General features: G+C 68.1%; 16 protein-coding genes. 8 read left to right on the plus strand and 8 right to left on the minus strand.

The window, feature by feature from the left end:
* Positions 1 to 18: 18 nt before the first annotated feature.
* Positions 19 to 1473, minus strand: a complete 1455-nt coding sequence (locus ACVWYS_RS07595) for a DUF5129 domain-containing protein (protein ID WP_116768293.1) — start codon at positions 1471 to 1473, stop codon at positions 19 to 21.
* A 104-nt stretch (positions 1474 to 1577) separates the two neighbouring features.
* On the opposite strand from ACVWYS_RS07595, the gene ACVWYS_RS07600 reads away from it, so the two are divergent.
* The 3 genes from ACVWYS_RS07600 to ACVWYS_RS07610 are packed head-to-tail and all read left to right on the plus strand — an operon-like array spanning position 1578 to position 4306.
* Complete coding sequence (locus tag ACVWYS_RS07600; RefSeq protein ID WP_456508899.1) at positions 1578 to 2111, plus strand: hypothetical protein; 534 nt, start codon at positions 1578 to 1580, stop codon at positions 2109 to 2111.
* The gene (locus ACVWYS_RS07605; protein ID WP_456508900.1) at positions 2108 to 3790 is read left to right on the plus strand and encodes a DUF5671 domain-containing protein; all 1683 of its coding nucleotides are present in this window, start codon (positions 2108 to 2110) and stop codon (positions 3788 to 3790) included. Before ACVWYS_RS07600 ends, ACVWYS_RS07605 begins: the two co-directional genes overlap by 4 nt.
* A 48-nt stretch (positions 3791 to 3838) precedes the next feature.
* Positions 3839 to 4306 (plus strand): SRPBCC family protein, encoded by a 468-nt coding sequence (locus ACVWYS_RS07610; protein WP_116768291.1) that lies wholly within the window; start codon positions 3839 to 3841, stop codon positions 4304 to 4306.
* 45 nt (positions 4307 to 4351) lie between these two features.
* Here ACVWYS_RS07610 and ACVWYS_RS07615 read toward each other — a convergent pair whose 3' ends face one another.
* Positions 4352 to 5389: an isopenicillin N synthase family dioxygenase gene (locus ACVWYS_RS07615; protein WP_344367568.1), complete on the minus strand. Its 1038-nt coding sequence runs from the start codon at positions 5387 to 5389 to the stop codon at positions 4352 to 4354.
* Positions 5390 to 5827: 438 nt separating this feature from the next.
* Here ACVWYS_RS07615 and ACVWYS_RS07620 point away from each other — a divergent pair, with 438 nt between their 5' ends.
* Entirely contained in the window at positions 5828 to 6769 is a 942-nt protein-coding gene (locus ACVWYS_RS07620; protein WP_237563547.1) for an alkaline phosphatase family protein, read from the plus strand.
* 37 nt (positions 6770 to 6806) lie between these two features.
* Here the strand turns inward: ACVWYS_RS07620 and ACVWYS_RS07625 are convergent, their stop codons facing one another.
* The 3 genes from ACVWYS_RS07625 to ACVWYS_RS07635 form a co-directional block, all read right to left on the minus strand.
* The gene (locus ACVWYS_RS07625; protein ID WP_456508901.1) at positions 6807 to 8009 is read right to left on the minus strand and encodes an alkaline phosphatase family protein; all 1203 of its coding nucleotides are present in this window, start codon (positions 8007 to 8009) and stop codon (positions 6807 to 6809) included.
* Positions 8006 to 9274 carry an alkaline phosphatase family protein gene (locus tag ACVWYS_RS07630; protein WP_344367570.1) on the minus strand — a complete coding sequence of 423 codons (1269 nt, stop codon included), beginning with the start codon at positions 9272 to 9274 and terminating at the stop codon, positions 8006 to 8008. Before ACVWYS_RS07630 ends, ACVWYS_RS07625 begins: the two co-directional genes overlap by 4 nt.
* A gap of 96 nt (positions 9275 to 9370) precedes the next feature.
* Positions 9371 to 10078, minus strand: a complete 708-nt coding sequence (locus ACVWYS_RS07635; RefSeq protein WP_116768287.1) for an endonuclease/exonuclease/phosphatase family protein — start codon at positions 10076 to 10078, stop codon at positions 9371 to 9373.
* A 170-nt stretch (positions 10079 to 10248) separates the two neighbouring features.
* Here ACVWYS_RS07635 and ACVWYS_RS07640 point away from each other — a divergent pair, with 170 nt between their 5' ends.
* Positions 10249 to 11052, plus strand: coding sequence for a thioesterase family protein (locus tag ACVWYS_RS07640; RefSeq protein ID WP_456508902.1), 804 nt, complete (start codon positions 10249 to 10251; stop codon positions 11050 to 11052).
* A gap of 16 nt (positions 11053 to 11068) precedes the next feature.
* Here ACVWYS_RS07640 and ACVWYS_RS07645 read toward each other — a convergent pair whose 3' ends face one another.
* Positions 11069 to 11458: a DUF2177 family protein gene (locus tag ACVWYS_RS07645; protein ID WP_456508903.1), complete on the minus strand. Its 390-nt coding sequence runs from the start codon at positions 11456 to 11458 to the stop codon at positions 11069 to 11071.
* Between the two features lie 16 nt (positions 11459 to 11474).
* Between ACVWYS_RS07645 and ACVWYS_RS07650 the strand changes: the two genes are divergently transcribed.
* Positions 11475 to 12221 carry a lipoate--protein ligase family protein gene (locus ACVWYS_RS07650; protein WP_456508904.1) on the plus strand — a complete coding sequence of 249 codons (747 nt, stop codon included), beginning with the start codon at positions 11475 to 11477 and terminating at the stop codon, positions 12219 to 12221.
* Here the strand turns inward: ACVWYS_RS07650 and ACVWYS_RS07655 are convergent.
* Entirely contained in the window at positions 12218 to 13777 is a 1560-nt protein-coding gene (locus ACVWYS_RS07655; RefSeq protein WP_456508905.1) for a carboxyl transferase domain-containing protein, read from the minus strand. The genes ACVWYS_RS07650 and ACVWYS_RS07655 overlap by 4 nt on opposite strands.
* Complete coding sequence (locus ACVWYS_RS07660) at positions 13771 to 15030, minus strand: CaiB/BaiF CoA transferase family protein (RefSeq protein ID WP_456508906.1); 1260 nt, start codon at positions 15028 to 15030, stop codon at positions 13771 to 13773. The genes ACVWYS_RS07655 and ACVWYS_RS07660 overlap by 7 nt, the downstream gene beginning before the upstream one ends.
* 126 nt (positions 15031 to 15156) lie before the next feature.
* Here ACVWYS_RS07660 and ACVWYS_RS07665 point away from each other — a divergent pair, with 126 nt between their 5' ends.
* Both ACVWYS_RS07665 and ACVWYS_RS07670 read left to right on the plus strand, forming a co-directional pair.
* On the plus strand, positions 15157 to 15864 hold the full coding sequence (locus ACVWYS_RS07665) for a FadR/GntR family transcriptional regulator (protein ID WP_456508907.1): 708 nt from the start codon (positions 15157 to 15159) through the stop codon (positions 15862 to 15864).
* Positions 15865 to 15870: 6 nt separating this feature from the next.
* Complete coding sequence (locus tag ACVWYS_RS07670; RefSeq protein WP_456508908.1) at positions 15871 to 17202, plus strand: carboxylesterase family protein; 1332 nt, start codon at positions 15871 to 15873, stop codon at positions 17200 to 17202.
* The last annotated feature ends 15 nt before the right edge of the window (positions 17203 to 17217 follow it).

Here is a 17217-nt window from a genome sequence, read left to right on the forward strand (position 1 = left end):
GCCCCAGGACGCTCCGCCCTAGAAACCCGACGAGCTCCCGGAACCGGAAAAGCTGCCGCCGCTGGATCCGTACCCGGTGGTGGCTCCGCCGCCGCGGGCGGTGCTGACGCTGCTGACGCCGGTGCTGAAGCCGGAATTGAAGCTCGGCACCGAGAAGAAGTAGTAGGACGGATACACGGTGCCGAGGATGCTCGGCTCGTAGGAGCGGCCGTACCTGGCTTTGGTCCCGGCCTGGGCGCTCTCCATGTCCTTGCGCATGAGCCCGGCCTCCTTCTCGTTGCGGGCGTAGGCCCCGATCACGGTATCGGCGTGCTGCTTCAGCAGTTCGGACAGCCGGGTCCGGGCATCACGCAACCGGTCCAGCGCCGTCTCGGGCGTGATGGAGCCGTCGGCCAGTTCCGATGACCAGCGTTCAAGGTCGCTGCGGCTTTCATCGCGAAAGGACCGCAGGGCAGCCGCCGTCGCTGAGGATCCCTCGGCACGGCGCTGGCTGAGCATCTCTTCCAGGCCGTTCAGGTCGCTGCGGAAGGGTGCGAGCTGGTGGTCCCAGGCGGCCGGCCAGGATGCTCCGCGGTTGAGCAGGGCATTGGTATCGGCAATCACGTCGTCCAGCACGTCCAGTTCCGCCGCCGCGTCGGCGTAGTTCCGGATCAGTTTGAGGTTGGGCCGGCGGCTAAGGTCCCGGCGGCTGAGGGCATGCACCTGATTGGAAAGCTCGGTGGCCATGTTGTAGCGGTTCATGAACGTGCGGTGTTTTTCCAGGACCGTGCTGCCGTACCGCGAGGATTCGGGGATGGTGCTGGCGTTGAGCTCGGTGACCTGCAGGTCCATGCTGACGTTCGCGTAGCTGGCGTCGCCCCGCGCGAGTTCCTTCCGGCAGGACACCCTGGTCCGCCACCGGACGATCAGCCATGCTGCCGCGCCGCAGACCGCGGCGGTCACCGTCAGCCAGGCCGAGGCAACGAAAGCCGTGGACCGGTACCATGGCTGGTTGATGAGTTCGGCGCCGCGGCGGACCCCGGCAATGGTGCCGTCAGTCCACTGGGCATCGCGGAACAGTTCCTTGGAGGCGTTCTGGATGTCCTCGCGCTGTTCGGGGGAGACCTTGCGGTCCTCACCCATGTAGGTCCCGACATGCCGGCCGACCGGGTCCAGGGCAAAAATGAACAGCCCGTCCGCCCACTTCTGCCCGTCGGGACTGATCCATTCGGGATGTTCGGCGCGGGCGAACCTCAGGACTTCCTCGTTCAGGTTGTCCGCGGCCGTGCCGTTGTATGTGTAGATCGCAACCTTGGTGGGCTGATAGAACTCGGTGGACCGCACCGCCGGCAGGAGCGTGTTTTGGTCCAGGACCCCGGCGCGGTCCTCAACCACGACGGCGGTCGGTGTCACGGCGAGCGCCGCGGCGGCTCCGCCGAGCAGTCCGACCATGAGCAGGAGCACAGCGGCGAGGGCATTGCGCATGATTCCCATTTTCCGAGCGTAGTGGGTGGCCCCGGCCGCGTCGATGCAACCGCCGCGGGAACGGGACGAAAGACACCATGACCGCGCACCGGCCCGGCGTCCATACTTGCGGCATGAGTTCTCCGCCGGAAGGATCCCAGCCCGAACGACCTCCAGGAGAACCAGAACCGGAGGAAACGAAGCCCGGTCCGGCGCGCCCCGCCAGGCCCGACCGGACCCTGCTGGCCATCATGGTCGCGATCGCGGTGATTGTGATCGTTGCCCTGGCTGTCGTCCTGACCCGCGGAGAACCGGCGCCGCTGGCCGAGTCGACGCCCGCCGGCGTCGTGCAGCGCTATGCCGCCGCTGTTATTGCCGGGGATGAGGCGGCCGCGTCCGCCTACTTGACCCCGGCCGCCCGGAGCAAGTGCAACAGCGAGGCCCGTCGGGCCGCGCAGAACCTGCGTGTCACGCTGGTCTCCACCACCGAGCGGCCGCAGTCAGCCGACGTGCGGGTGCTCATCACCGTGTCCGAGCCGGGCGGGCCGTTCGGCAGTGCTGAATACCAGGTGGAGGACGTCTTTGACCTCGTCCGGTCGGGGAACGGCTGGCAGATCGACAACGCACCCTGGCAGCTGACGGTGTGTCCCGGGCAGGTGAAGCAATGAGCGCCCAACGGACAGTGCGCCGGCTGATCACCTACGCGCTGCTGTTCGCGCTGGTGGTGATCGCCACCGTCGGGCTCGGCGGACTGCTGGGCCGCCTGTTCGTGACGGGAACGGAACTGGCCGTGGACGATGTCGCGGGGCTGGCGCGCTCGCTGGCCTTCGCCCTCATCGGCGGCCCGCTCGCGGCCGTCTTGTGGTGGGTGGTCTGGCGGCGGCTCGAGGACCCGGAGGAACGGTCCGCCGTCGGGTGGGGCCTCTATGTGACCGGCGCCTACCTGGTTGCCCTGCTGATCGCGTCCACCAATCTGATCAACACGCTGTCCTCGCTGATCGGCGGCCCGGGCCAGGAGTGGCGGCTGTCGCTGGCCACGGGACTGGTGTGGGCGGCGGTCTGGGTCTGGCACCGGTGGATGTGGCGCCATCCCCGGAAGGGTCCGGCCGAGCTGGCCGAGGTCCCCACGGTGCTCGGCTCGGTGCTGGGGCTCGTGCTGGGCGTCGGCGGCGCCGTCTCGGCCCTGTCCACCCTTCTGGATGCCGCCCTGCGGGGCGCCGCGGTTGAGGCATCGGTGGGCAAGCCATGGTGGGTGTCGGCGCTGCAGTCCCTGGTTTGGGCCGTCGGCGGAACCGCCGTCTGGTGGTGGCACTGGAAGCACGACGGCGGCCGGCGGCTGCGCACCGGGCTGGCTGACGTCGCACTCATCACCGTCGGGGTGCTCGGCGCCGGCATCCTCACCCTGGCCGGGTCCGGGGTGGCACTCTTTGTGGCCCTTCGCCTGCTGTTTGACCGTACCGAAGCGCTGGAGCTGTTGCTGGAGCCCCTCGCTCCCGCCGTGGCGGCGGCTGCCATCGGTTGCCTCGTCTGGGTTTACCACCGCAACATCGCGAGCGGGCGCTCGGAAACCACCCTTCAGGGCGGCAGGCTCGTGACCTCCGGCGTCGCGCTGGTCGCGGCGGCGTCGGGGATCGGCGTGATCGTGAATTCGGTCCTGGCCATGACGGCGACGCCGCTGGCCGGCGCCGGGGCGCGGACGCTCCTGCTCGGGGGAATCAGCTCCCTCCTGGTGGGCGGGCCTGTCTGGTGGCTCGCATGGCGTCCGCTGGAGCAGGCTGCGGGGACAGGCACAGCAACCGGCGCCGGACTGAACGCCCGGCGGATCTACCTGGTCGCCGTGTTCGGCCTGAGCGCCGTCGTTGCGGTGGTCACCCTGCTGGTGATCGGGTTCCGGCTGTTCGAGTTCTTCCTGAGCGATGTCAGCGGCGGAAGCCTCATAGACCGGATCCGCGCCCCGCTGGGGCTCCTGGTCGCCACCGGGCTCGTGTTCGGCTACCACTTCGCGGTATGGAGGCAGGACCGGGCCGTCCTCGCCACGGTCGGTCCGGTCCGTCCGCGAACGATCGGCCACGTGATCCTGGTGGCCGGACCGGATTCCGCGGCCTTGCGCCGCGTCATCAGCGAGGTCACGGGGGCAGCGGTCACCGTCTGGACGCGGGCGGACGCCAGGGCTGCTGACCTGACCGGCGTGCCTGCACTTCCCGGCGGCCCGCCCGGGCCACTCCAGGAGGCCGGCGCGGCGCAGGAAGAGCAGCTGGCGGCGGCACTGCACGGCGTGTCAGCGGCCCGGGTTCTGGTGGTTGCGGATCAGCACGGGGGGATCGACGTCATCCCGTTGCAAGGCTGACCGCCTGTCCTGCGTCAGGTGGGGCCGGCCACGCCCTAGGATGGCGGCATGTCTACCTTTGAAGTTACGCGCAGCGCAGTCATTCCCGCACCGGCAGAGGACATCTTTCCGCTGGTCGACGACTTCCACGAATGGACCAAGTGGTCGCCGTGGGAGTCTGTTGACCCTGCCATGGAGCGCAGCTATTCCGGCGTCGAATCCGGCGTCGGCGCCAAGTACGCCTGGAGCGGCAACCGGAAGGCCGGCTCCGGCACCATGGAGATCGTGGACGCCGCCGCGCCACGCAGCATCAAGATCCGCTTGGAGTTCACCAAGCCCTTCAAGGCCGTCAACCCCACCACGTTCACTTTCACGCCGTCGGGCAGCGGCACTCAGGTCACGTGGACCATGACCGGGGAGAACAAGGGCATCGGCAAGGTCTTCGCCCTCTTCATGAACATGGACAAGATGGTTGGTGCAGACTTCGAGAAGGGGCTCGCCGCGCTCGCCACGGCTGCCGCACAGCCAAAGGCCTGAGCAGGGAAGCCCCGCCCGGTGACGTTGCCCCGCCGCCGGGGCAGTTCAGGACCCGGTGGTCGGGACCAGTTCGGGGTGATGGATCCGGGCGACCTCCGGGTGGGCGCGCAGCCAGCCCTTGAGCACGTTGGCGCCGTAGGATGCGAGCATCGGGTTGTCCGGGTCATCGGTGATCCCCCGGGACCGGGCCGCGAGCGCGGGCGGGAGGGGCACCGGATCTATGACGGCGTCGAGCCGGGGCGACCAGAAGAACGGGACCGTGTAGCGGTCGACGCCGGGCGGGGGCGCCTCGACGCGGTGGATGGTGGCCGCCAGGTAGCCCTGGGTCGCGACTTCGAGCATTTCTCCGAGGTTGACCACCAGGGCCCCCTGAACCGGCTCCACCGGAATCCAGTTGTCGCTGCCCGGCGGGAGCACCTGCAGGCCGCCGACCTCGTCCTGAAGCAGCAAGGTGACGAAGCCGTAGTCCGCATGGGCGCCGACCCCCTGGGGACCGGCATCGGCGACGACGCCGCCGACATAGTGGACGAGCTTGGCCATCCAGGCCGGCGAGTCCCGGAACGGTTCGTCGAAGTAGTCTTCCGGCAGTTCCAAGGACACGGCGATGGCGCTCAGCAGTTCTGCGCCGATCCGTGACATGCGGTCCGCCCAGGCCATGCACACGCTCCGCAGCTCAGGCAGCGCGCGGTCCGGCATCAGGTTGGGCCCCTGCACCAGCCAATACGGCTGATCCGGCGGGTAGCCCTCGACGGCGGGGCGCTCCGGTCCAAAATCGAGCTGTTCACGGGCGTCCGGCCGCCCCCGGGTGACTTCGTGGCCCAACCGCGTGTAGCCGCGGAAATGCGGTGAGAGCCGGTTGTCCAGTTCCAGCCTGGACTCAAGCGGAAGCTCGAAGAACCGCCGGGTGACGTCGAACAGTTCGTCCACCTCGCCGGGAGTGGCCCCGTAGCCCGTGAGCTGGAAGAAGCCCACCCGGTGCGAAGCATCGCGCAAGGCTTCAATAAACGCCGGGTCAAAAGTGCCGTCCCGCCCTCTGGCTGCACTGAGATCCAGCAACGGAATCGAATCCGATGGTGCGTTCATGCTTGCAAACTACCACCACGGCATCCCCTACTGAACGGTAGGCCGGTTCCGGTTGCCCGGACGCCAGCCGAATTGGCGGTGCCGGTTCCCAGCTATTGCCTAGGCTCCTCGCGGGCTTTCTTGATCGCGGTGTGTAAGAGTTCAACAACGAGGGTTGCCAATGCCACGCTGATCGGGTTAACGAGAAAGCCGGAATCCATGCGCCGGAACGCCACGAAAGCTCAACGTCGAATCGCCGCGCGGCTGCTTGTTGCAGCAGTCCTGGTGCTGTCAGCAGCAGCGTGTCAGCCCTCGCCGCCCGGTGGCAGCCCGGGAACGGGATCCGGCACGCCTAGTGCCACGCCGAGTACCGGCGCGTCAGCGGGCACCAGCAGCCCCGGCGCCACGTCCGGGGGCTCTGCCTCGGCGCAGGCGGGCTCAAAACCGGGGCATGTGTTCGTGATCAACCTCGAGAACAAGGGCTACAACAAGGTGTGGGGTGCCGGTTCTGAGGCCACCTATCTCTCCCAGACGCTCCGCAGCCAGGGCGTCCTGCTGTCCGAGTACTACGGAATCGCCCACAACTCGAACCCGAACTACCTGGCCCAGATCTCCGGCCAGGCATCCAACGCCATGACCCGCGACGACTGCCCCACGTACGTCGCTTTCAAGCAAACGGGGACGGCCGCGCTGGGGCAGGTGGAGGGAACCGGCTGCGTGTATCCGGCATCGGTCCCCACGGTCGCCGGACAGCTCAGCGCCGCCGGCAAGACGTGGAAGGGGTACATGGAGGACATGGGGACGCCATGTCGGCATCCCAAGCTCGGCGCGAAGGACACCAGCCAGGGTGCCAAGGTGGGCGACCAGTACGCGACCCGGCATAATCCGTTCGTGTATTTCGAGTCCATCACCTCGACCCCGGACTGCCAGAGCAACGTGGTGGACTTCAGCCAGCTTGCCGGTGACCTCCAGTCCGTCGACACCACACCCAATTTGGCCTACATCTCGCCGAATCTGTGCAACGACGGCCACGATAGCCCCTGCGTCGATGGCAGCGCCGGCGGGCTGGCGGCCGCTGACAGCTGGCTGAGCCAGCAGGTCCCGGCGATCCTGGACTCCCCGGCGTTCAAACAGGACGGGATGCTGGTCATCACCTTCGATGAAACCGAGGGAAAGACGGTAGGACCGTCAGCCCTGCTGCCGGGCGGGACGGCCGGCGGCAAGATCGGTGCGCTGGTCATCTCGCCGTTCACCAAGGGCGGCACGACGTCGGATCAGGCGTACAACCACTTCAGCCTCCTGGCCAGCATCGAAGACGCCTTCTCGCTGCCGCGGCTCGGTTATGCCGGGGCGCCGGGCCTGAACAGTTTTGGCGCGGACGTCTTCAACGCCGGCTCCTAGCGGCGGCGCCCCGCCCTCGTCGCTGCCACGGCGCCGTTTAGACCCCCGCGTTGTAGACGTCGAGCCCGAAACGGTTCAGTCCCGGGGTTCCCGCATAGCCCAGGTATGGCAGGCCAAAGCTGTCTTCGATACTGGCCAGCAGGCTGTAGTGGTTGTAGGGGGTGGTGGACCACGTTCCACCCTTCGTGAAGGGTGAGATCACGAGGGAGCCGACGCGGCCACCGCCCGGGCCGGTGATGCCAGGCTCGGGGGTGTTGGGCCCGGCGGTTGCGGCGCAGCAGGCAGTGGCGTCGGACTGCGGCCCGTCGGATTCGTCAAACGTGATCACCAGGACGCCGTCCTCCTGGAAGGCCGGGGACGACGTAATGACAGGTACCCATTGCTTCAGCCATTCGTCCGCGCTTGCCAGGCCGCCGGGTTGTCCGTCCACGCAGGGGGTGTCGTGGCCGTCATGACACAGGTTTGGGGTGATCATCGACAGGTTCGCGGTGGTGGCTACCGAGGTGAGGTCCTTCGTCAGGGCGGTGAGGTCGACGTCGTTCTTGGCGCAGTCCGGGGAGCCGGTGATCCCTGCGAAGTAGACAAAGGGGTTGTGGCGGGCCGCGTACTGGTCGCCGACCCTGGCCTTCTGCGTGTCATCCACCGCGCCGAGGGCCGGGTGGCGGCACGGCGTTCCCATGTCTTCCATGTACCCCTTCCACGTCTTGCCGGCGGCGGTGAGCTGCCCGGCGACGGTGGGCACCGTGTCTGGGAAGACGCAGCCGTCCCCGACGGCCTGGCCTTGGCTGGCCGTTCCTGCTTCCGCGAAGGGAGAGTAGGTCTGGCAATCGGCCTGCATCTGGGGGTTGGGGCCCTGACCGGAAATCTGGGCGACGTAGTTCGGCTGTGAATTGTGAGCCGTGCCGTAGTACTGATTGAGCAGCACGCCCTGGCTGCGCAGCGTCTGCGAGAGATACGGTGCGGCCGACGCCGGGCCCCAAGTCTCGTCGTAGCCCTTGTTTTCGAGGTTGATCACGAAGATGTGCTTTGCGCCGGGCAGGTAGCCCTGGCCCGCGGTGGTTGCGGCCGGCGCGGCCGCATTGGCTGGCGTGGCCGCCGTGACGGCCGAAGGGCCGTAGCTGAGCGCCGCGGCGGCCAGCACGAGCAGCGCGGCGGAGGCAAAGCGCTTCAGGGTGCGGCGGCTCGCGCGCCGTTGCCGTGCGGCGCGTGCGGCGGGGGCTGTTTGGGTAGTGGGGTTCACGGGAGATTCCATCCGTCGGCGAGTGCTTTTTCTTTGAGTCCAGACCATTCCTCGGCCGGTGGTGGTCCCACGGGAGTGCAGGCGGGGCCGGCCACGAACGGCGGGACAAAGTATTTGGGAGCGGCCAGGTTTGCCGGCCTGCTGAAGTCCAGGACTTCGGCGATGTTGCGGGCTGCCCGGTCGCGCGGGGTCAAGGGCGGCAGGTTCCATCGCCATTCGATGGCCTTGAGGACCGAGGTGTGGTCGTAGACGTCGTGGGCAACGTACCGGCGTCGTGCGCGGGGTGAGACCACCACGGAGGGAACCCGGAAACCGCGCAGGGCGGTTTCCGGGTTGGTGTCCGGTGCGGTGGCTGGCGCGACGTGGTCGTAGAAGCCGCCCCACTCGTCGTAGTTGATGACCAGCAGGGTGTTCGCCCAGGCCGGCCCGGTGGTGACGGCGTTGTACACCTCTGCGAGGAAGAGCTCGCCGGAGCGGATATCGGCGTGCGGGTGGTCGTCGCCGGAGGTCCCGGAGCCTTCGTCGGTGAACCGCGGGTCCACAAAGGACACCGCGGGCAGGGTCCCTGCGGAGCAGTCGGTGAGGAATTCGGAGTAGTGGTGCGAAATGCCCTGATACTTGGCGCCCCAGAGCGCGGTGAAGGGGATGTCGCCGTAGTAGTACTTGCCGGAAACGCCGGCGGCGGCAAGCCGGTCCCAGATGGTGGGCAGCGTGGACGTCACCGTGGAGTTGTGCAGCCGGTCGGTGGCGGCGGCGTGCTGGTAGAACCGGTTCGGGTAGGTTTCGGCCATGGTGGCCGCGAAATACTGGTCGCAGACCGTCCAGTCCGGACCGGCCTGCCGCCAGAAGTCGAGGTCGGCGGCGTTGTAGTACCCGACGGCGAATTCGTCGTTTTCGCCGGCCCGCAACCAGCCGTTGTTCTTGCCGTTGTTGTACTGGATCCGGCCGCCTTCGTAGGAGTGGTCCGGATCCGGGTGGCCACAGCCCTGGAAGTCTGCCAGGTGGTGCGTGGTGTGCGGAATACCGTAGCGGTCCGTGAAGGTCAGGCCGGCCTGGGCGCCGTCAGCTCCGGGGAGCCAGCCCAGGAAGTGGTCAAAGGAACGGTTTTCCATCATCACGACGATGATGTGGTCGATGCCCGATGCGGCGGCCGGGGGCAGGACGGCCGTGGCGGCCTCCGCCGCGCGCCAGCTGGTGCCGGCAGCTAGCGCGGTAGCCGTGGCCGTTCCGGCAGTGGTCAGGAACGTGCGTCTGGAGAAGTTCACGCCCAGCAGTAGATCACGGCAAGATTACGATAAGCCTGCTTTCGATACCCGGTTCACCGTTTGTTCACCCGGTGTTCTTGACAGCGGGATGGCCCGCTACGGAGCGGCGGGTCCCGAACCGTTTCCGGACGCCTCCTGGCCGTATTCGGCCGTGATCAGGATGGGAAGGTGGTCCGAGGCGCCGCGGGGCAGTGTCTCCACGCTTTCGATCTCCAGCCCCTGGGAGGTGGCGAAGTCGAAGTGGCCCTTGAAGACCTTGTAGCGGGTGTAGGTCCGGCGGTCGCTCATGGTGAGGTCGTAGCCGGCGTCCTTCATCTGCGCTGTGAGGGATTTGGTGAAGAACGGATAGTTGAAGTCACCCACCATCAGTGACATCAGCCCGCCGCCCATGCTGAGCAGCTCGGCGTGGGCGGCATGGATCTGGTTCCGCCGCAACGAGTTCGACGCCGTCAGCGGTGCGGCGTGGAAGGAGGCGATGACGAGCTCGTGGTCGGTCTCGTTGTCCGTGACACGCGTTCCGATGAGCCGCTCATGCGCGGGTGCCAGGACGCGGTCGTGGAGGGACTTCTTCAAAGCGAAGGTCTTGGTGTCGTAAGCGGTGAAGCGGTCCTTGCGGTAGTAAATCGCCAGGCCCAGCCGGTTCCCCCGGGTGGCGTCGGCCAGGTGGAGGTTGCCGATGGTGGCCGGCAGGTCCTCGGTATCGCACTCCTGGAGGCACAAAGCGTCAATCTCGAAATCGCGGGCCAGATCGACCAGCTCGCCACTGGCCTTGTGCTTGCGGAGGTTGTAGCTAATGACTCGGATCAGGAGAGCACCCCTTCGGATGATAGTTGCGAACGCTGTGATCGAGTCTACCCAGTCCGGCTGGCCGAACGCTGAATATTGAGCGCATCAGGGACCCCGTGGCCTCCCGGCGAGGCGTTCGGCGATAGGGTGGTCTGGAATTCTCCGATGGAAGCTGCGAAAGGTCGACGTTGACTGCTGAACTGCCTGTTCTGGCCGAGGGCGATTTCTACTATGAGGCGCTGGGGGACGGGCGTTTCCGCTCCACAATCCACGCTCAGGGTGCCTGGAACGTGCACGAGCAGCACATGGCCCCGGCATCCGGGATCATGGCCGACTGCCTGGCCAGGCACGAGCCGCGCGAGGACATGCGCATGGCCCGTCTCAGCTACGAAATCCTCGGGCTGATCCCCGGCGGGGACTTCGAGGTGGTGACCTCCACCCTGCGCCCGGGCCGGACCATCGAACTGGTGCAGGCCGAGCTCGTCGCGGGTGGCCGCACGGCCATCCGCGCCACGGCCTGGCGGATGATCACCACGGACACCTCTGCCATCGCGGCTTTCGAGGATCCCCGGATCCCCGCCCCTGAGGACTGCGAACCGTACGACGCCGCGAGCGTGTGGCCCGGCGGCTACATCGCGTCCCTGCACATGCGGATCGCCGAGGGCCACCGGGCGGGGTCCGGGACGGTGTGGCTCCGCACCGACCATCCGCTGACCGACCGGGCGGACAGCGGCGACCTCGCCCGGCTGATTGGCCTCGTGGACACGGCCAACGGCATTGCCGCCCGGGTCCCGCCGGGCAAGGGCAGCTACGCCTTCCCCAACCTGGACCTGCAGATCCACATGTACCGGCAGCCGGAGGGGGAGTGGCTGGGGCTGGATAACGAAGTATCGTTCGGCACCGACGGGATCGGGCTGACCTCCACGGTGCTGCATGACCTCACCGGACCGTTCGGCCGCGCCGAACAGATCCTGACGCTGCGAAAGTCCTAGTTCGTCCGGGAGATTCCTAGTTCGTGTGGAAGACGACCCAGCCGGCCAGCGTGGCCAGGCCCGTCAAAGCCGCACCCCAGAGGATGTCGACCACGATCAGCTGCCACGGCCAGGTCTTGAGGGTGGCGGCATTGGTCAGATCGTAGGTGGCGTAGCCAAACACGCCCAGGGCGGCACCGTAGCCGACGGCGGTGAGCCAACTGCCGCCGTCGAGCGCGGGCCGCAGGGCAAAGAACACGATCCCGGCAATGTAGATCACGTAGAACACCACCGCGTACCCTAGATTGGGCTTGTCGGCCAGCAGGCCACCAATCTGGCGGCGGTAGAACGGGTTCATCGTCTTGAGCCAGATGGCGTCGATGATGGCGAACGCGGCGGCTACGACGAGGAATTGCAGGATGACCATAAGGGAGCATAACAACATGCCGCAGGCGCCAGCCGGACCCCGGACACTGTCGGTGGTGCGGCAGGAGGAATCGCTCGGCGCCGCCGCCGACCTCGACTTCGCGCTCGGGCTCCTCCAGAAGGTCAAGACCGGTGCACTGGGTCCCACCCTCCGGCTCTACCGGCCCGTTCCCACGGTCGCCTTCGGGCAGCGCGACACGCACCTGACCGGCTTCGAGGCCGCCGCCGCCGCCTGCCGCGAACACGGCTTCGAGCCTCTGGTCCGCAAGGCCGGCGGCCGCGCCGCCGCGTACCACCAAGGAACGCTGGTCATCGACCACCTGGAACCCGACACCGACGCGATCGCCGGGGCCAAAGGCCGGTTTTCGCTGTTTGGCGAACTGCTCGCCCGGGCGCTGCGCGACGCCGGCGTGGACGCCGGCGTCGGAGAGATCCCGGGCGAATACTGCCCCGGCGAGTTCAGCGTGCACGGCCGGGACCCGCAGGTCCCGGAACACCTCATCAAACTCGTGGGCACCGCCCAGCGGGTGGTCGCCGGCGGCTGGCTCTTCAGCTCCGTGATCGTGGTGGAGAATTCCGCCCCGATCCGCTCAGTCCTGGAGGCCAGCTACGCCGCGCTCGGCCTGGAATGGGACCCGGCGACGGCGGGCGCCGCCGATGACCTCGTGCCGGGCCTCGACGTCAACGCCGTCGAAGCCGCCGTGGTTGCCGCCTACGGCCGCTACGCCGCGCTCAGTGATGCGGAGTTCTCGAGCCTGCGCTAGGCGCGGTCCTCAACCGGACCGGCCCCGGACCGGGGAGCAACAGGTGGGAGCAGGCCGCCCAGGTTGCGGTACTTCGCCAGCCGCCGGGGGAGTAGCTCGGCGATTCCTGCACTGGCGAGGGTACCGAGTTCGTACTCGATGGCCTGGCCCAGCCGCCGGCAGAAGGCCTTCGGTTCGTCGGCGGCGTCGGGGCATTCATCCACGATGTGCTCCACGAGTCCGTTGGCGTGCAGCGATGCCACGTTGACACCCTGGGCTTCCGACATGGCCGGCGCGAAGCCGGTGCTCCGGTGGACGATGGCGCTGGCGCCCTCGGGCGGGAGGGGAGACAACCAGGCATGCTGGGCCGCGATGGTCCGGTCCGCGGGCAGGAGGGCCAGTGCGCCGCCGCCGGCACCCTGGCCGAGCAAGACCGACACCGTGGGCGCGTTCAGTCCGATGAGGTCATGCAGGGAACGGGCGATCTCGCCGGCCAGGCCGCCTTCCTCGGCCTCCGGGGACAGCGCCGCGCCGGCGGTGTCGATCACGGTGACAAGAGGCAGCCCGAGTTCTTCGGCCAGGCGCATGCCGCGCCGGGCCTCCCGGAGGGACGCCGGGCCCATCGCCGTCTGCCGGGAAGGCCGGGGCCGGGTGTGGCCGATGACCACACAGGATTGATGGCCGAAGCGGGCCAGCGCGAGCTGAAGGCCGGGGTCCTTTTCGCCCTGGCCCGTGCCGTTGAGAGGCAAGACATCCCGGGCACCGTGCGCGAGTAGTTGGCGCACATCCGGCCGGCGGGGATTGCGGGAGATCCTGATCGATTCCCAGGCGCCGGCGTCGGACGGCTTCACCGACAGCGTCGCGGGAGGCACCACCCGCGGCTGCGGGCCGGCGGTCACAATGCTCAAGGCGCGGTCGACGACGTCGGGCAGTTGCCCGGGCGGGACCACCGCGTCGATCAGACCCTTGTCGAAGAGGTTTTCGGCCCTCTGGACGCCCTCCGGGAACGGTTCGCCGCGGAGGGCCTCGTAGACCCGTGGTCCAAGGAAACCGAGCAGGGCTCCGGGCTCGGCGGCCGTGATGTGGCCAAGGGATCCCCAGGACGCCATGACGCCACCGGTGGTGGGATGCCGCAGGTAGACCAAGTAGGGCAGCCCCGCCTGCCGGTGGGCGCGGACGGCCGCGCTGATCTTCACCATGGACAGGAACGCGATGGTCCCTTCTTGCATGCGGGTGCCGCCGGACGCCGGGCCCGCGAGGAGAGGAAGGCCTTCGCGGGTGGCCCGTTCGACGGCGTTGACGATCCGTTGCGCCGCGGCGAGGCCGATGGAGCCCGCGAGGAACCGGAATTCGCTGACGATGACGGCGACCCGGCGCCCGCGGATGAGGCCCTCGCCGGTGAGGACGGATTCGTCCACTCCGGTCTTGGCCCGGGCGACGGCGAGTTCCTGCCGGTACTCCGGCCCGGGATCGGGGTCCACGACCGGCGCGTCCCAGCTCCGATAGGAACCCGGGTCGAGGACCGCGGCGAGGAGTTCGGCGGCGTCCAGGTGCCGGACTCTCTGTTGGGTCAGCATGCCGGGTGACCTTCCTGTGCCGTGCCGGATTCTGTGGCCGTGCCGCCACTGCTCGCCGGCACCAGCCCAAGCCATGTACGGATCCGTTCACCGTCCTGGCCCAGCAGCGGCGGTGCAGTGTGGGCCTTCAGGGTGGTTTCGGTAGTGTCGGCGGGGCCGAAGAACCGCAGCGGGGGACCGGGCAGGCTCACTGTGCCGAGGACTTTGTGTTCGACGTCGATCACGAGCCCCTGCGAGCGGACCTGGTCCCATTCGTAGACCTCGTCCAGGGTTCTGACCTTGCCGGCCGGGATGCCGGCGGCGTTGAGTTTGGCGAGCAGCGGCTCGGCGTCGTAATCCGAGAACATGCGCTCCACTTCCTCGATGACTTTCCCGCGGTTGCGAACGCGGTCCGCGTTGGTGGCGAACTCCGGCCGCGCGGCGTCGATCCCGAACTCGGCAGCGAACGTGCGCCAGAGTTTTTCGCTGCCCACGCTGATCTGGACCCGGCCCTGCCGGCAGTGGAACAAGCCGTAGGGGGCGATGGAGGGGTGGTGGTTGCCCTGGGCCCTGGGAACCTCGCCGGCCACGGTGGACCTGGTGCCCTGGAAGGCGTGGACCCCGATCAGCGCCGCCAGCAGCGAGGTGCGGACGATCTGGCCCTGGCCGGTGCGTTCGCGCTGCAGCAGCGCGGCCAGGGTGCCGAACGCCCCGTACATGCCGGCGAGGAGGTCTGCGATGGGGACCCCGACGCGCTGCGGATCGTCCGGCCCGGACCCGGTCAGCGACATCAGGCCGGCCTCGCCCTGCAGGATCTGGTCGTAGCCGCTGCGCCGGGATTCCGGGCCGTCGTGCCCGAACCCGGTGATAGACAGGACCACCAGCGCCGGATTCAGGGCATGCATCTCCGCAGCGGAGAACCCGAGCCGGTCCAGGACGCCGGGACGGAAGTTTTCGATGACAACATCGGCGCGCTCCAGCAGTTCACGCAGGACTGACCGGCCGTCGTCGCTCTTCAAATCCAGGGCAATGGACTCCTTGTTGCGGTTGCAGGACAGGAAGTACGTGGCCTGGGGATCGTCCTCGGGGCCCACGAACGGCGGGCCCCAGCCGCGGGTGTCGTCTCCGGTGCCGGGGTTTTCCACCTTGAACACCCGCGCGCCGAGATCTGCCAGCATCATGCCGGCGTGCGGGCCGGCGAGGGCGCGGCTCAGGTCCACCACGAGATAACCGGTCAGGGGACCGTGGTCGCGCGGCATGGGTTCAGAAGTCATGAGGTGGGCTCCGGATCTGGCGATGATTAGATTACTGGCTTAGTGGCCTAGCCTCCTAGACACTAGGTGTCTTTGTCAATAGTTCTCCGGTACTCTTAGAAGTCAGGACAGGCTGGAAGGACGCGCATGGCAAAGCAGGCAGCAACGCATCAGATTTCCCGCGTTTCACGGCCGCGGCTCTACGAACAGCTGGTAGAGCAGATCATGGATTTCATCGAGGCCGCCCAGCTGGGTCCTGGCGACACGCTGCCTGCCGAGCGGGACCTTGCCGAGCGGCTGGGGGTTTCGCGGGCAACGCTGGCGCAGGCCCTCGTGGCCCTGGAAGTGCTCGGCGTGATCGACGTCCAGCACGGCACAGGTGCAGTGCTGGTTTACCGGCCCAACGTTCCTTCGGTGATCAAGGGCCTCCGCGAGCACCGCAGCCGGCTCCCCGAGATCGTTGAGGCGCGCAGCACGCTCGAGGTCAAGCTGGCCGAGCTGGCCGCCTCACGGCGCACCGGGCAGGATATGAAGGCCATCGATCAGGCCCTCGAGGCCATGGCGGAAGAAGTCGCCACCGGAGACCGCGGTGCACGCGGCGACGAGCTCTTTCACCAGGCGGTGACCGCCGCCGCGCATTCGGCCGTGCTGGCCCAATTGATGACATTCATTGCCGGAATGGTCCTGGAAACGCGCCTCGAATCGCTTGGACAGCCCGGCCGTCCGGAGCAGTCGCTCGCCTCCCACCGCAAGATCGCCGATGCGATCAGGTCCCAGGATTCGGCCGCCGCCGCGGCGGCAATGCTGGAGCACATTGACCTTGTCTCCGATGTGGCACTGCTGAAACACGGCTGAACCGGTATGACTGCGGACCATTCTTTCGCACCGCCGTGCGGTCCCGTTACCGGATGGCGCGACGGCGCCGTCGTGCGTGCCACCGGCATTCCGTACGCCACGGCGCGCCGTTTTCAGCCGCCGGCGCCGGCCTCCGACTGGACGGACGTGCTCACGGCAACGTCCCTGTCCCCGGCGTGCCCGCAGGCCCCGGTGCCCTTCCTGGACGACGTGCTGGGCACCCGCTACGGCGAACTCCCCGGCGACGAGCATTGCCAGCACCTGTCGATCACCCTGCCCGCCGACGTCGGGGACGGCGAACGGCTGCCGGTCATGGTGTGGCTGCACGGCGGGTCCTACACGTCCGGCTCGGGGGACCTGGCGATTTTCGACCCGGCCGTGCTGGTTGCCGAAACCCGCGTCATCGTCGTCTCGGTGACCTACCGGCTGGGCATCTTCGGATATTTGTCCACCAGCACCGGCCGGCCGGCCAATCTGGGCCTGCTGGACCAGATCGAGGCGTTCCGCTGGGTCCAGCGCAACATCACATCCTTTGGAGGCGATCCGGGCAGGGTCACCGCCTTCGGGCAGTCGGCCGGCGGCGACGCCGTCGCACATCTCATGGCGACGCCGGACGCGGCGTCTCTCTTCCAGCGGGCCATCATCCAAAGCGCACCTTTGGGGATTACCCGCGGGCGGGAAAAGATGAGCGCCGCCATGGGCGCCGCCGCGGAAGCCGTCACCGACTCCACCCCGGCGATGGAGGTCGTCGCCCTCGAGGAGGATGTGGCCCGGGCTGCCAGCAAATTCGGGCTCATGGCTGCCATGCCGTTCGGAACCCAGTACGGGCACGCGCCCCTGCCGAAGGAGTCCGAGGTTGACCAGGCCTGGAATGCTGCCGCGCCGGGGATCGACATCCTCATTGGCCACACGGCGGAGGAGGCCCGGCTGTTCCTGCCCCAAAGCCCACGCCTCAGCCGGGTGGCGCGGCTTCCCGTCGTCGGCAGCGCCGTGCTCAAGGCCGTCACGTGGGTGGTCACCGAAGTGGTGTACGGCAAGTCAGCCAGACAGTTTGCCAGGCGGCATGTGCGCGCGGGCGGACGGGCCCACAGCTACGTGCTGTCCTGGCGGGCGCCCGGCAACATTTACGGCGCCGCACACACGGTTGACCTGCCGCTGCTGTTCGGCCACCAGCGGACATGGGAGTCCGCCGGACTCCTGGCCGGTGCGACCTGGGACGAGGTCAACGCCCACGGCCGGGCGATGCGGGCACTCTGGGCAAAATTCGCGTACGGGGAGAGCCTGGGAACCCGGGGAGAGATTCCCGGCTCGCTCCGGTACCGCGCCGTCCGAACGTAGGCCGGGCGTTGACGC

The sequence above is a fragment of the Arthrobacter sp. TE12231 genome (genome assembly GCF_054062895.1).

What these genes read in the sequence shown, in the direction of transcription:
- ACVWYS_RS07595 (WP_116768293.1), bottom strand. Translation starts at nt 1,473, where the DNA reads ATGGGAATCATGCGCAATGCCCTCGCCGCTGTGCTCCTGCTCATGGTC.
- ACVWYS_RS07600 (WP_456508899.1), top strand. Translation starts at nt 1,578, where the DNA reads ATGAGTTCTCCGCCGGAAGGATCCCAGCCCGAACGACCTCCAGGAGAA.
- ACVWYS_RS07605 (WP_456508900.1), top strand. Translation starts at nt 2,108, where the DNA reads ATGAGCGCCCAACGGACAGTGCGCCGGCTGATCACCTACGCGCTGCTG.
- ACVWYS_RS07610 (WP_116768291.1), top strand. Translation starts at nt 3,839, where the DNA reads ATGTCTACCTTTGAAGTTACGCGCAGCGCAGTCATTCCCGCACCGGCA.
- ACVWYS_RS07615 (WP_344367568.1), bottom strand. Translation starts at nt 5,389, where the DNA reads ATGAACGCACCATCGGATTCGATTCCGTTGCTGGATCTCAGTGCAGCC.
- ACVWYS_RS07645 (WP_456508903.1), bottom strand. Translation starts at nt 11,458, where the DNA reads ATGGTCATCCTGCAATTCCTCGTCGTAGCCGCCGCGTTCGCCATCATC.
- ACVWYS_RS07650 (WP_456508904.1), top strand. Translation starts at nt 11,475, where the DNA reads ATGCCGCAGGCGCCAGCCGGACCCCGGACACTGTCGGTGGTGCGGCAG.
- ACVWYS_RS07655 (WP_456508905.1), bottom strand. Translation starts at nt 13,777, where the DNA reads ATGCTGACCCAACAGAGAGTCCGGCACCTGGACGCCGCCGAACTCCTC.
- ACVWYS_RS07660 (WP_456508906.1), bottom strand. Translation starts at nt 15,030, where the DNA reads ATGACTTCTGAACCCATGCCGCGCGACCACGGTCCCCTGACCGGTTAT.
- ACVWYS_RS07665 (WP_456508907.1), top strand. Translation starts at nt 15,157, where the DNA reads ATGGCAAAGCAGGCAGCAACGCATCAGATTTCCCGCGTTTCACGGCCG.
- ACVWYS_RS07670 (WP_456508908.1), top strand. Translation starts at nt 15,871, where the DNA reads ATGACTGCGGACCATTCTTTCGCACCGCCGTGCGGTCCCGTTACCGGA.